Source organism: Streptomyces sp. NPDC002537, assembly GCF_053594975.1.
In genome coordinates this window covers 1-12,643 of sequence record NZ_JBSFWT010000135.1, presented here as the reverse complement: position 1 = coordinate 12,643, position 12,643 = coordinate 1, and the positions used below count along the sequence as shown (strand labels likewise).

Below are 12,643 nucleotides of genomic sequence, written 5' to 3'. Positions count from 1 at the left end.
CACCCGCCCCCAACTCGGGGCCCCCCCCCCGGCGGGAAGGGTCAGGCCGCGGGGGGGGCGCCCCCCCGCGGGCCGCCCCCCCGGCCCCCCACGCGGCACCGTCCACGACGCCAGGCACGCCTTCTGCTTTTGAGAGGCCGCTCTCCGGACGGTGGGCCGGTGGGCCGACGGGTGTTCTTCGAGAAGAGAGCATCGCCCGCGAAACGGCTTTGACCTGCAAGAACGCAAGGAGCCACGTCGAGGTGTCCCGACATTCCCGTCCTGATGGTGTCACCTGATCCCCGACGATCTCGTGGGAATCTTGCGACTCGCCGCAATTCTGACGGGCCTCACCTTGCGGCCGGCTGCAAGAAGGGTGCGGGTATCGGGCGAACAGGGGCACGGAGCGAAGGGACACCCATGGTCATCTTTCGGCAGTGTTTGTAGACCTCTAGCGAGGTCTGGCGGGGGCGTCCCGCTCGTAGCATCACGGAGTCCCGCGGTGTCGTCGGGGCACGAGGATCGCGGACCCGGGGCCACCACTGTCATGAAGAACAAGAAGAACCGTCCGGCAGCAGTCGGGAGAAGCCGTCTTTTCAGAATGGTGCTGCTGCCCCAGGACTGGAAGATCTCGACCCGCATGGCGATCGCGCTTCTCCTGCCCATCGCCCTGGCCCTGGCCCTGGCCGTGTCGGAGATCCGGGGCGCGCTCGAACGGGCCGAGCAGATGAGGACCGGCGAGGAGTCCACCAAAACCGTCATCGCGGCGGTGCAGTTGGCGCACGCCCTCGAGAACGAACGGGACTTCGCGGCTCTCACGGGGAAGTCCAAAGTCGATATGACACCGTATCGGGAAGAGACCGACAGGCTGCTCGCCGAGTACCAGGGCCTGGGCACGGTGGGACTGATGAACCAGGGGATGGTCCAGCGGGTCGCCGACACGCAGAAGGGCCTGCAGGGCCTCGCCGAATTGCGGGTCAAGGCGTACACGAAGAACTTCGATTCGGTGGCCACCGACCTGGCGTACGCCAACATGATCACTCCCTTGCTCAGCCTGCCCATGGAGGTCGCGCGCAACGGAGGAAGCAACGCCGCCGACATCTGGGCCCTGAGCTCGCTCTCCATCGGGAAGGCGTCCATCTCGAGCCAGCGGGCCCTGCTGAACGCGGGCTTCTCGCGCGGCCAGGTGAAGAAGACCGAGCAGAAGGAAGCGGCGTCGCACGGCTGGCTCCAGAAGGTGACCTTCCGTGAGTTCCGGACGGCGGCCCAGAAGCAGGACGTCGAGAAGTTCAAGGAGGCCCTCGACGCCTCCTACATATCCGCGATGGTCGGCAGGGCCGGCGCCATCAATCCGCTGGAAATCGACGAGAACATCGTCAAGGACTGGAACACCTCCGCCACGCGGATCATCGACGACCTGCACGAGATCGAGAAGCAGATAGCACTCCGCGTCGCGGACACCGCGGCACACGAGCGGTACACGGCACAGAGAACGGCATGGTGGAACGGCGGACTCGTGGCCTTCGCCCTGCTGCTCACCTTCCTGCTCGCGGTATGGATCGTCCAGGCCACGGTCCGGCAGTTGAGCAGGCTGCGCCGCACCTCGCTGCGGGCGGCACGGCAGGAGCTGCCGGCCCTTGTCACCGCGGTCGCCGACGGCCGTGCCGCCAAGGAGGAACTGCGCCCGGTGCCGTTGGATCTGGGGACGCGCGACGAGATCGGCGATGTGTCCCGGGCTTTCGAGCAGGTCTTCGGGGAAGCGGTCAAGCAGACCGCCGAGCAGGCCGAACTCAGGGCGAGCGTGAACGCCATGCTCGCTTCGATGGCACGCCGCAACCAGGGGCTGGTCTACCGCCAGCTCGAAGTCATCACCGGAATGGAGAGCGAGGAGACGGACCCGGTCGTACTCGAGAAACTGTTCCGCGTCGACCATCTGGCCACCCGGATGCGGCGGCACGGCGAGAACCTGCTCGTCCTCGCGGGGGAACGCCCTGGGCGAGTGCACCAGGAACCCGCGCCGCTGGTCGACATCATCCGGGCGGCCGCCTCGGAAGTGGAGCAGTTCACCAGGATCGAGGTCGTGACGAGCGCCGATGTCTGGGTGAAAGCACAGGTCGTACACGATCTGACCCACCTGCTGGCCGAGTTGATGGACAACGCCACGCAGTACTCGGCCCCGTCCACCCAGGTGGCGGTGACCAGCCGGTCGACGCTGAGCGGCGATGTCCTGATCGAGGTGGAGGACAGCGGCGTGGGAATCGCGGAGGCGACGGTGGAGCGGCTCAACAAGAGCCTCACACGGACCATGGCCGTGGACGCCTCGGCGACGCGCCAGATGGGTCTGTACGTGGTCAGCCGACTCGCCTCCGTCCATGGCGTCAAGGTCCGCCTCGGCTCCATGGGCAGGGGCACCACCGCCTCCGTGGTGCTGCCGTCCTCGTGCGTCGCGGTCTCCCGGCCGATGCCGGACCTCGCGCCCGTCCCCGCACCCGCCCTCGCGCCCGTCCCCGCGCCTGCCCCCAAGCCCGTCCCCGTCTGGTCGCAGCAGGCCCCGGCGGCGGAACCGGAACCGCGCCCCTGGCCTTCCGACGAACCGCGGGAGGAACCACAGGACGAGCCGGAGGCACCCGGCCCCCTTCCCCCCGAAGCGCCACCGGCACCGGGGTTGGGAGGACTCCCACGCCGTACCCCCCTGGCAACACTGCGGGAGCGGAACGCGCCGGTTCCGCCCCAGCCGGAAGAGGAGCCGGGAAGGGACGCCGCCGAGCTCCGCCGCCGTCTGAGCGGCTTCTACACGGGAGCGAACCGCGCCCGACAGGACCACGACGGCAAGGAAGACCGAGCCGATGACTGACGAAGACGGGATCACGAGCACCGTGAGCGGCATCCACACCGACGTGACCTGGCTGATCGACGAATTCACCACCCGCACACCCGGCGTGACCAGCACGATCCTTGTGTCGGCGGACGGCCTGACCCTCGCCGACTCCGGCTGTCTGGCCGGGGCGAACCTCGATCGCCTCGCCGCCGTCGTCTCCGGAATCGTGGTCCTCGCCCGAGGCGCGGTGTCCATCCACGGCCGGGGCCGGATGAACCAGACGCTGGTGGACATGGACGCCGAGGGAGGGTTCCTCTGCATCATGACCGTCTCCGACGGCTCCGCGCTGGGCGTGCTGTGCGGCTCCTCCTGCGACATCGGGCTGGTGGCGTACGAGGCCGCCCGCCTGGTGGACAGGGTGGGGCCGGCCCTCACCCCCCAAGTGCGCGCCGGGCTGCGCCAGATGCTCCTCGACTGAGCACCCGGGCAAGGAGCGGCGGTCGTGGACCCGCACGATCGGACAGACGGAACAACACCTGGTAGTTGGACGTGCATATCTCATACTCCGGTGAGCCGGTACGGCGTCTTCACGCCGCCGCGCTCGCCTTCGCCTCCGTGCTTCTCATCGGCTGCCAGGCTTCCGGCCGGCCGACCGACGCCACAGAGCAGTCCGCGGGTTCCCCGAACCGGCAGGACGCCCCGCTGGCTGGGCTGCTCCCCGACAAGTACCAGCGGACAGGTGTGATCCGCGTGGGGATCAACAGCATTCCCCCGCTGGTCTATCCGGAAGGCGGCAGGACCGTGGGGGTGGAAGTGGACCTCACGGCAGCGCTCGGGAAACTGCTCGGAGTCACCTTCGAGTTCGAGCACGCCGACTTCTCCGAGCTGCTCGACGGGCTCCAGTCCCAGCGCTTCGACCTCGCCATGTCCGGCATCCACGACACGAAGCAGCGCCGCCAGGGAGTGGACGGCACGGGAGCCGATACCGGGCCCGGCGTCGACTTCGTGCGCTACTTCACCGCCGGCACCTCGGTCGTCGTCCACAAGAAACGTGCTCGGAGCATCGCCTCACCCGCTGACGTATGCGGCCGGAGAATCGCCGTCCAGCAGGGGACCACCGTCGAGGAGGTCGCCCTGAAACAGAGCCGGACATGCAAGGCAGCGGGCAAGCCGGACATCGCGATGAACAGGTACGAGACCCACAAGGAAGTACTCGAATCCCTGGAACGGGGCACGACCGATGCCGCGATGATGGACTACCCGAGCGCCGTCTATACCGCCAACCAGGCTCCCGGCAACGGTGCCTTCGAGGTGGCGGGCGGCCAGCTGGACCCGAAACCGTACGGCATCGCCCTGCCCAAGGGTGCCGACAGACTGCGCGAAGCCGTGCAGTCCGCCCTCAAGAGCGTGATCGACAGCGGTGAGTACACCAAGATTCTCAAGAAGTGGCGGGTCACCGACGGCGCGCTCGGGACTCCCGGCGGCTGACCTGTTTGCCCGCCACCGGAGTACGTGCTCGCTCAGGGGGCGAGCCGGAGGTCCGCCAGGGCCACATGACCCCGGTCGGTGCGGTCGAAGTCGATCCGGACCTGCGCGATGTTCTTCGTGTCCACACCCTTGAACTGATCCAGCGGGATGCGGATGTCACTGAGCATGAAGAGCTTCAGGCCCTCCGGGTCCGTGCTGGACCAGGGGGCGTCGACGGCTTGGCCGTACCGCGCGACGGCCACCGAGGCGCTGCGGCCCTTGGTGTCGATCAGGTGCAGGGAGAAGTCCTGTTTCCCTTCCGCGGGGTCGCGGGGATTGCGGGGATTGCGCGGGTCACTGGGGTCGACGGCGGCGCGCAGCCGCACCGTCGGGTAGGCGCTGAAGTCGCGGAACTTCCGCGGTATGTCATTGCGCAGCGTTCCCCCGCGCTTGTCCCACGCGGCCTTCAGCATGGCGGGGCCGCCGCCCAGCACCGGCATGGTGTGACCGTAATGGACGTCGTACGCAGCGTCGTGCCCTCCGTCCAGGCAGCTCGGCCACTTCGACGGGTCCAGTTCCTCCTGGTCGATGTCCTCGAACCGGGGCTGCACACACATCTCGGCGTTCAGCCCGCCGGTCACCCCCACTCCGCCGCCGAGCTGGTTGGCCGCCAGGCTCTGTCGCCCGGAGAACCTGTTGATGTCGCGCCGCTGCGCTTCCGGAGCCTGGTACGTGACCTGGACGTCGCCCGCGGGGGCGTGGACCGGGGCCGCGCCGGTGAGTAGCGCGTCCTGGCTCTTGTCGGCCTTCAGATGCCGTGCGAAGAAGGCGCCGACATAGTGGCCGGCGATCTCGCGCTGCCGGTTCTCGCCGAGCCGGTTCGCCGCCCCGGGCTCGCACCCGGAACCCGGCTTGGCGGCGGCCGCGTCGTCCTTGGCCCCGGGGAGCTGGCTGCTGGGGGACCATGTGGTGTTGAAGAAGTTGTGATTGCCGCCCGGCACGGTGAACACGTACTTCGGCCCGGCGCCGGACAGATGGCGGCTCTTGTCGAAGTGCCGCATCCCGCGTAGATCCTTCAGGTCACCGTCGCAGGTGGACAGCATCACCGCCATGGGCTGTTCGACCGCGGCAGGTTTCCCGAAGGCTCCCGGCGTCATGAGGAAGAGAGCTTTGACGGGCGCTTCGATCTGCTCGATGAAATCCGGGTCTCCGGCCACTGCCCGTGCAATCGCCTCACCGCCCTGGGAATGGCCGAACAGCCCGAATTTTTTCAGGTCGGCGGCACGGGCGAAGGCGCGGCCGCCATCCGGTTTCTGCCACTTGCGCCACAGCGCGAGATGCTGATTGATCATCCTCCCACCGCGCCACTCGGCCATCTCGGCGGCCGTCAGACCGTTGATCCCGATCGACACCACCACATTCCCGCGCGCTGCCAGTTCCCTGCCCAGATAGTCGTAGCCGCGGTGGCTGGGGAGCGGCCGCGCACCCGTCGGACAGGGCCAGGCCACCGATGACTCCCCTCCCGCCGCGCAGGTGTCGTGACCGCCGTGCAGCATGACGATGACGGGAAACTTCTTGCCCGGCGCGCCTTCGGGGTAGTGCGCGACCCCTTGGATCTCGGCCTTGACGTCATCCTCGAAAGCGGTCGGCCCCAGGTCGTAACTGTCCCGTGCGACGGGGTGGCGCTGGTCGGTGCCAGGCCGTCCCGGGACCGGCGCCGTAGGACCTGCCTGGCTCGCCTGGGCCGGTGCGGCGGTGCCGAGGACAGCTGTGACACTCAGGAACGCGAGGACCGACCGGAGTGAGCGCAGACCGGCGACGGACATGAAGGACCTGCCTTTCGAGCACGGGTATGTCGGTTGCCATACGTTGTCGTCGTCACATCACGAGAACCTCATCGGCACTTCATGGCCGCGTAACAGCGGTGCGTCGAGAGGTGGTTGGCCGGCATGGACGCTTTCTCCTGTCAGCGAGAGCGGTGGAGCTGTTACGCGCTCATGAAGTACCGATGCGGTCGTCATGATCTGTGCACGGCAGCCTGCGGAGCATGCGGAAAATCATTCGTTCCCGGGCTGCTCGCCCCGGCGTGCTCGCCTTGCTTCCCGCCGTCTTCATCGTCACCGCCTGCGGCGGCAGCGCCACCTCCGACGACGGTGTGGCCACTGCGCAGTCCTCCCCGGCCAAGGGCGGCGACAAGGACCGGCCCGGCACGGGCGTCGATCAGGCGACACAGAAGAAGTTGGAGGACGCATACCTTTCCTGCATGCGCAAGAACGGGATCAACCTGCCCGACATCAAGCCCGGTCAGGGGCTGGAAAAGCCGAGTGCGGATTCCGGGTATTACGATTCCAACGGCGAGAACGGCGTCTCTGAGCTGGGCCGCAAGGCCAACAAGGCGTGCGAGCCCGATCGGGTCAAGTGGGCCGAGGCGAACGACAAGCTCGCTGCCGACCCGAAGGCGCAGGCCGAGAGCAAGAAGAATTTCCAGGAGTACGCCGACTGCCTGCGCAGCAAGGGTGTCAAGGTCAACGACCCCAAGGACGGCGGCGCGCTGTTCGACGACCCGGGCAAGTCGCTGGAAGACCCCAAGTTCAAGGCCGCCGATCCGGTCTGCCGCCAGAAGGCGTACGGCAATGACGGGGCGCAGGAATGACCAGACCTCCGCGCAAGGCGGTGCTGGGCGTGGCATCGGCGATGCTGGTGCTGGCCGCCGGGGGCGGTGTCTATGCCGTGTACGGCACCGGCGGAGACGGGAAACCTGTGGTGAACAACGCCTCGGTGACCACCGCGAAGGTGACGAGGTCCGATCTCGTCACCAGCACGTCGTTCTCCGGAACCCTCACCTACGCCTCGCAGCGCGATCTCAAGGCCGGCGCCGCGGGCACCGTCACCGCGCGGCCGCCGAAGGCCGGTGACACGATCCGCCGTAATCAGCCGCTGTACGAGGTGGACCGGGTGCCGGTGGTGCTCTTCTACGGCGAGGTGCCGATGTACCGGGAGCTGAAGAAGGGCGTGGACGGCATCGACGTCGTCCAGCTCACCGAGAACCTGCGGGCGCTGGGCTACGACGGCGTCTCCGGAGCGGGCAAGTTCGACGCCGGCACAGAGGCCGCCGTCAAGCGCTGGCAGAAACGACTGGGCGTCGAGCAGACCGGAGCGGTGAAGCCGGAGCACCTGGTCTTCCTGCCCGGTCAGGTTCGTGTGGCCGACGCCAAGGCGCAGTCCGGTGACAAGATCGAGGCCAATGCCCCGGTGCTCACCCTGAGCTCGGACAAGCGGGTCGTCACCGCGCAGGTCGAGGACACGATGCGCGCCAAGCTGAAGCAGGGCTCGGCGGTGAAGGTCTCCGTCCCCGGTGCCGGCGAGAAGCCGGGCCGGATCACCAGGATCACGCTGGCCGCGGCCGAGAGCGGTACCGACACTCCGTCCGGAGCGGCGCCCGCGGGAAAGCCCAAGGCCACGGTCGAGATCACCCTCGACGGCACGGTCGGGGCGTCGGTGCAGGACCGGCTGCCGGTCACGGTGGCCTTCGCCGACCAGGTGACCAAGGACGCGCTGACCGTGCCGGTCGAAGCACTGGTGGCGCTGCGCGAAGGCGGGTACGGCGTGCAGGTCGTCACCGGCTCGGCCAAGAAGACGGTGCAGGTCACGCCCGGTACCTACGCCGACGGCAAGGTCGAGCTCACGGGCTCCGACCTGACCGAGGGCACCCTGGTGGAGGTGCCCTCGACATGACCCGCGAACCGGTCATCAGCCTGTCCGACGTGGTGAAGTCCTACGGCGGCCTCACCGTCCTGCACGGAGTGGATCTCCAGGTGCGGCATGGTGAGCTGGCGGCTGTCGTCGGCCCCTCGGGATCGGGAAAGTCCACCCTGCTCAACCTGATCGGCACCCTGGACCGCGCCACCTCCGGCACGATCCGGGTGGCCGGGCAGGACGTGGGGGTACTCGACGACCAGCAGCTGTCCGCACTCCGTGCCCGGCACCTGGGCTTCATCTTCCAGCAGTACCACCTGGCACCGGGGCGCAGCGCCCTCGACAACGTCGCCGACGGCATGCTCTATGCCGGACTCCCGCAGCGTGAGCGCCGGAAGCGGGCCGCGGCCGCACTGGAACGCGTCGGGCTCGGCCACCGTGCCCGGCATCGGCCGTACGAACTGTCCGGCGGCGAGAAGCAGCGGGTGGCGGTGGCCAGAGCGGTGGTCGGCGAGCCCGATCTGATCCTGGCCGACGAGCCCACCGGCGCGCTGGACACCAGGTCCGGGGAGTCCGTGATGGGCATCCTGCGCGACCTGAACGCCGACGGGGCCACCATCGTGATCATCACGCACGACCAGGAGATCGCGGCCTCGCTGCCCCGTCAAGTACGGGTCCGCGACGGTGAGATCGTCGACGACCGCGGACCGGTGATCGCGGCGTGAGCGACGTTTCGCTGCACCCTGCCCGGCTCAGCCCGCGTGACGTCCTGCGGGTCGGCGCGGTCGGGCTGCGTACCCGCCCGGTGCGTGTCTTCCTGTCCGCGTTGGGCATCGCGATCGGCATCGCCACCATGGTGGCCGTCGTCGGTATCTCCACCTCCAGCAAGGCCGACCTGATGGCCAAACTCGACCGCCTCGGCACCGACATGCTCACCGTCGAGGCGGGCGCGCCCCTGAACGGCGGGGACGGGGCACCGAAGCTGCCCAAGGAGGCGGCGGCGATGGTGGCCAGGATCGGCCCCGTGCACAAGGTCAGTGCGATCGCGCTGCTCAAGGACACCACGATCCGCCGGAACGAGCTGGTCCCGGCCGAACGCAACGGCGGGATCAATGTGATGGCGGCCGACCCGGACCTCCTGGACGCGGTCAGCGGCGGCATGGCACGCGGCCGCTGGTTCACCTCCGCCACCGCCGCCTACCCCACGGTCGTCCTGGGCGCGTCGGCCGCGACGCGGCTGGGTGCCTCGCCCGGCGAACTGGTCCGGATCGGCGAGGACCGTTTCACGGTCATCGGGGTGATGCGGCCTCTCGAACTCGCCGTGGACCTCGACACGGCGGCCCTCGTCGGCTGGGAGGCGGCGGAGAAACGCCTGGGTTTCGACGGGCATCCGACCCGGCTCTACGAACGCTCCGACGACGGGGCCGTCGCCTCGGTCCGCGCCGTCCTCACTCGCACGGTCAACCCTCAGGCACCCGAAACCGTCCAGGTCAGCCGCCCTTCCGACGCCCTCACGGCGAAGGAGGCCGCGTCCGGCTCCCTGACGGGCCTCATGCTGGGTCTGGGCGCGGTGGCGCTGCTCGTCGGCGGGGTCGGGGTCGCCAACACCATGGTCATCTCGGTACTCGAACGCCGCCAGGAGATCGGCCTCCGCCGCTCCATGGGGGCGACCCGTGGCCAGATCCGCATCCAGTTCCTCACCGAGGCCCTGCTGCTGTCCGGGCTGGGCGGGGCGGCCGGCGCCCTGCTCGGCGCCCTCGCCACGTTCGGTTTCGCGGCCGTCCAGGGCTGGCCGGCGGTGGTACCCGCCTGGGCGCTCGGAGGGGGACTCGGTGCCACGGTCGTCATCGGCATGGTCGCCGGTCTCTACCCGGCCGTCCAAGCCTCGAGGCTCTCACCGACCGAGGCGCTCGGCTCAAGCTGACGGGCCCGGCGCGGTGGGATAGCCGGCGCAGCGGTGCGGACCACTGCGCCGGCCACCGCCGCTGAGCGTCACCTCGATCTGGGCGATGTCTCCCCGCCGTACGGCCTCCGTGCTCCAGACGGTGCACACCAGTTGCCCCGCAGCGAGTTTCTCCAACCCGGACACGTCAAGGGGCAACTCCAGGGTGAGCGGCCCCTCGTCCCCTCCTCGTACGACCACCTCCGACAGCCGGCCCGCCGGCACCTCGGGCAACGCCGTGTCCAGGTTGGTGGCACGTACGAGCTCGTCCGGCCCGGCGAGCAGCAACTGCACCGCCCGCTCGGAGGAGGGCTCCGAGGGCTGCTTCGCGTACTCCGCCCCCACAGAGGCACGCAGCCGACCGTCGTGGGTGACCCAGTACAGCCGGGGGATCGCTGTCACTTCCGCCGGCGTACCGTCGAACTTGTCGGGCCCGGCCGCACCGATCCCGCAGCCGGTCGCCAGCAGGCCGCTCACCAGCGGAATCCAGAGTTTCCTCACGTTCCTGCCTCTTCGTCGTTCCGCTCCGCGCCCCGGGAAGGCAGTCGCACCGTGAAGACCGCACCGCCCTCCGGCCGGTTCGCGGCCGTCAGTTCGCCGCCGTGCAGCAGGACGTTCTCCCGCGTGATGGCGAGCCCCAGCCCGCTCCCCTCGGACCTCGACCGCGCGGTGTCCGCCTTGTAGAAGCGGTCGAAGAGATGCGGCAGCGCGTCCCCGGGAATGCCGGGCCCGCTGTCGGCGACCTCGATCACCACATCCTCCGCCTCGGACCGCACCGTCACCGTCACCGGTTCACCGCCGTGCCGCAGAGCGTTGCCCACCAGGTTGGCCGTGATCACATCCAGGCGGCGAGGATCCAGCCTGGCTCGTACCCCCTCCGGGAAACAGGTGCGTACATGCTCCTGCCAGCCCCTGGACTGCACCGTGGCAGTGATCTGCCGGGCCACGTCCAGTTCCTGGCACCGCAACTCGGCGGCCCCCGCGTCGAAGCGGGAGATCTCCATCAGATCCGCGACCAGCCGCACCAGCCGTCGCGTCTCCGACCCCACCAGCCCGGCGGCCGTCGCGGCATCGCCCTGCATCCTGGGGGCCTCCTCTTCCAGGACGTCCGTCACCGCGGTCATGACCGACAGCGGGGTACGCAGCTCGTGCGAGACATCGGCGGCGAACCGCCGCGCCTTGGCCTCCATGCTCCGCAGTTCCCCGACAGTGGACTCCAGCTCCCGTGCCGATTTGTTGAACGTGCCCGCGAGATCGGCCAGTTCGTCCTTCCCCTTCACGGTCACCCGGGTATCCAGCCTCCCCTCGGCGAGATCCCGGGCCGCCCGCCCCAGCTCCCGCACCGGCCGCAGCACCCGGCGCGCCGACAGCAGCGCGAGCAGGATCGCCGCCAGCGCCACCGGCAGCGCGCCGTTACGGGCCGCGTCCAGGACGGCCGTCGTGTCCTCCTGCTCGGTACGCAGCGACGCCGTCAGATACACCTCGACCGGTGCGGAGGCTTTCACGCCCGCGGGCTGCTTCACCCTCAGAGGCGCACCCACCACCAGCCAGGGGACACCGTCATCGACCACCCGTTGCCAGGCATAGCCGTTCTGACCACGCACTCGGCCGCGCAACTCATCCGGGACCGGCACCTTGGACGCCGACGCGTCACCCGCCATGTGCGTCGAGCTCTGGACGACCCGCACGCCCGCCTGCCGGGTACGGGGGACGAGTCGATCCATGAAACGGGCCAGATCGGCCTCATTGGCGGGCCAGGACAGAGCGGGAGCGGCCATCTGGTCGCGGAAGTCGCCGGTGAGCGCGGACTGCGACCGGTCCAGGATGCTGCCGCGCGCCTGCCGGTAGGTGAGGACAGCCGTCGCGACCGTACTGAACGCCGCCAGCAGCACGAAAGCGGTCATCAACCGGGCCCGCAACCCCCACGGCCTTCCCCAACGGGCGGTCACAGTGGCCCGAAGCGATAGCCGAAGCCGCGGACGGTCTGCACATAACGCGGCGCGCCCGGCACGTCCTCGATCTTGAGCCGCAGGCGTTGGACGGCCGCGTCGACCAGACGGTGTTCACAGACCCGGTCGTAGCCCCAGACCGCCTCGAGCAGCTCCTCCCGGCCGAAGACCCGGCCGGGGGCCGCACTGAGCGTCAGCAGCAGCCGTAGCTCGGTCGGCGGCAGTGCCATCACCACGCCGTTCTTGCTGACCGTCAGCGACGCACGGTCGATGACCACATCACCGTGTTGCTCACTGCGCTCGCGGGGCATCGGGTCACTGCGCCGCAGGACCGCGCTGATGCGTGCCGACAGCACACGTGGCTGTACGGGCTTGACGACGTAGTCGTCGGCACCCGCCTCGAGACCGGCGACCACATCGATGTCGTCACCGCGCGCGGTCAGCATCAGCAGGGGCACGGGCCCGGCCGCCCTGATCCGGCGGCACACCTCGAAGCCGTCCATCCCGGGCAGCATCAGATCGAGCACGACGACGTCGACGCCGCCCGCGCCGAGGCGCCGCAGCCCCTCCTCACCGGTACCGCAGGCGGCCACCTCGTGCCCCATCCGGCGCAGAGCCATCTCCAGGCCGATACGCAGGGCGGGATCGTCTTCGATCAGGAGCACATGAGACATGGAGACATTATGGATATGCCCCAAAGGTGACGCGTACGGTCAGGCCGCCGTCCGGGTTGGCCTCGGCGTCGACCTCGGCCTGGTGGGCGCGGGCGATGGAGGTGACGATGGACAGCCC

At 69.3% G+C, this 12,643-nt stretch carries 11 protein-coding genes; 7 read left to right on the top strand and 4 right to left on the bottom strand.

Features of this window, described 5'->3' with window-relative positions:
- Positions 1 to 580: 580 nt before the first annotated feature.
- The 3 genes from ACWD4A_RS33690 (at position 581) to ACWD4A_RS33680 (ending at position 4,285) form a co-directional block, all read left to right on the top strand.
- On the top strand, positions 581 to 2,833 hold the full coding sequence (locus ACWD4A_RS33690; RefSeq protein WP_451199971.1) for a nitrate- and nitrite sensing domain-containing protein: 2,253 nt from the start codon (positions 581 to 583) through the stop codon (positions 2,831 to 2,833).
- Entirely contained in the window at positions 2,826 to 3,275 is a 450-nt protein-coding gene (locus ACWD4A_RS33685; RefSeq protein WP_451199969.1) for a roadblock/LC7 domain-containing protein, read from the top strand. The genes ACWD4A_RS33690 and ACWD4A_RS33685 overlap by 8 nt, the downstream gene beginning before the upstream one ends.
- Positions 3,276 to 3,346: 71 nt before the next feature.
- Positions 3,347 to 4,285 (top strand): ABC transporter substrate-binding protein, encoded by a 939-nt coding sequence (locus ACWD4A_RS33680; protein ID WP_451199966.1) that lies wholly within the window; start codon positions 3,347 to 3,349, stop codon positions 4,283 to 4,285.
- A 32-nt stretch (positions 4,286 to 4,317) separates the two neighbouring features.
- Here the strand turns inward: ACWD4A_RS33680 and ACWD4A_RS33675 are convergent, their stop codons facing one another.
- Positions 4,318 to 6,090, bottom strand: coding sequence for a hypothetical protein (locus ACWD4A_RS33675; protein WP_451199964.1), 1,773 nt, complete (start codon positions 6,088 to 6,090; stop codon positions 4,318 to 4,320).
- A 221-nt stretch (positions 6,091 to 6,311) separates the two neighbouring features.
- On the opposite strand from ACWD4A_RS33675, the gene ACWD4A_RS33670 reads away from it, so the two are divergent.
- The 4 genes from ACWD4A_RS33670 to ACWD4A_RS33655 are packed head-to-tail and all read left to right on the top strand — an operon-like array spanning position 6,312 to position 9,884.
- The gene (locus ACWD4A_RS33670) at positions 6,312 to 6,917 is read left to right on the top strand and encodes a hypothetical protein (protein ID WP_451199961.1); all 606 of its coding nucleotides are present in this window, start codon (positions 6,312 to 6,314) and stop codon (positions 6,915 to 6,917) included.
- A complete protein-coding gene (locus ACWD4A_RS33665; protein WP_451199960.1) occupies positions 6,914 to 7,999 on the top strand; it encodes a peptidoglycan-binding protein in 1,086 nt (361 codons plus the stop codon). Before ACWD4A_RS33670 ends, ACWD4A_RS33665 begins: the two co-directional genes overlap by 4 nt.
- Positions 7,996 to 8,685 (top strand): ABC transporter ATP-binding protein, encoded by a 690-nt coding sequence (locus ACWD4A_RS33660; protein ID WP_451199958.1) that lies wholly within the window; start codon positions 7,996 to 7,998, stop codon positions 8,683 to 8,685. Before ACWD4A_RS33665 ends, ACWD4A_RS33660 begins: the two co-directional genes overlap by 4 nt.
- Positions 8,682 to 9,884 carry an ABC transporter permease gene (locus ACWD4A_RS33655; protein WP_451199956.1) on the top strand — a complete coding sequence of 401 codons (1,203 nt, stop codon included), beginning with the start codon at positions 8,682 to 8,684 and terminating at the stop codon, positions 9,882 to 9,884. The genes ACWD4A_RS33660 and ACWD4A_RS33655 overlap by 4 nt, the downstream gene beginning before the upstream one ends.
- Here ACWD4A_RS33655 and ACWD4A_RS33650 read toward each other — a convergent pair.
- Genes ACWD4A_RS33650 through ACWD4A_RS33640 form a run of 3 tightly spaced genes read right to left on the bottom strand, consistent with a single transcriptional unit; the run spans position 9,876 to position 12,525 of the window.
- Complete coding sequence (locus ACWD4A_RS33650) at positions 9,876 to 10,403, bottom strand: GerMN domain-containing protein (RefSeq protein WP_451199955.1); 528 nt, start codon at positions 10,401 to 10,403, stop codon at positions 9,876 to 9,878. The genes ACWD4A_RS33655 and ACWD4A_RS33650 overlap by 9 nt on opposite strands.
- Positions 10,400 to 11,806: an ATP-binding protein gene (locus ACWD4A_RS33645; protein ID WP_451199952.1), complete on the bottom strand. Its 1,407-nt coding sequence runs from the start codon at positions 11,804 to 11,806 to the stop codon at positions 10,400 to 10,402. The genes ACWD4A_RS33650 and ACWD4A_RS33645 overlap by 4 nt, the downstream gene beginning before the upstream one ends.
- Before the next feature lie 41 nt (positions 11,807 to 11,847).
- On the bottom strand, positions 11,848 to 12,525 hold the full coding sequence (locus ACWD4A_RS33640) for a response regulator (RefSeq protein ID WP_451199950.1): 678 nt from the start codon (positions 12,523 to 12,525) through the stop codon (positions 11,848 to 11,850).
- Positions 12,526 to 12,643 lie beyond the last annotated feature (118 nt).

Excerpts from the sequence above, each read along its gene's own strand:
- ACWD4A_RS33640 (WP_451199950.1), bottom strand. The coding sequence starts at position 12,525 with ATGTCTCATGTGCTCCTGATCGAAGACGATCCCGCCCTGCGTATCGGC.
- ACWD4A_RS33675 (WP_451199964.1), bottom strand. The coding sequence starts at position 6,090 with ATGTCCGTCGCCGGTCTGCGCTCACTCCGGTCGGTCCTCGCGTTCCTG.
- ACWD4A_RS33660 (WP_451199958.1), top strand. The coding sequence starts at position 7,996 with ATGACCCGCGAACCGGTCATCAGCCTGTCCGACGTGGTGAAGTCCTAC.
- ACWD4A_RS33685 (WP_451199969.1), top strand. The coding sequence starts at position 2,826 with ATGACTGACGAAGACGGGATCACGAGCACCGTGAGCGGCATCCACACC.
- ACWD4A_RS33670 (WP_451199961.1), top strand. The coding sequence starts at position 6,312 with ATGCGGAAAATCATTCGTTCCCGGGCTGCTCGCCCCGGCGTGCTCGCC.
- ACWD4A_RS33665 (WP_451199960.1), top strand. The coding sequence starts at position 6,914 with ATGACCAGACCTCCGCGCAAGGCGGTGCTGGGCGTGGCATCGGCGATG.
- ACWD4A_RS33645 (WP_451199952.1), bottom strand. The coding sequence starts at position 11,806 with ATGACCGCTTTCGTGCTGCTGGCGGCGTTCAGTACGGTCGCGACGGCT.
- ACWD4A_RS33690 (WP_451199971.1), top strand. The coding sequence starts at position 581 with ATGGTGCTGCTGCCCCAGGACTGGAAGATCTCGACCCGCATGGCGATC.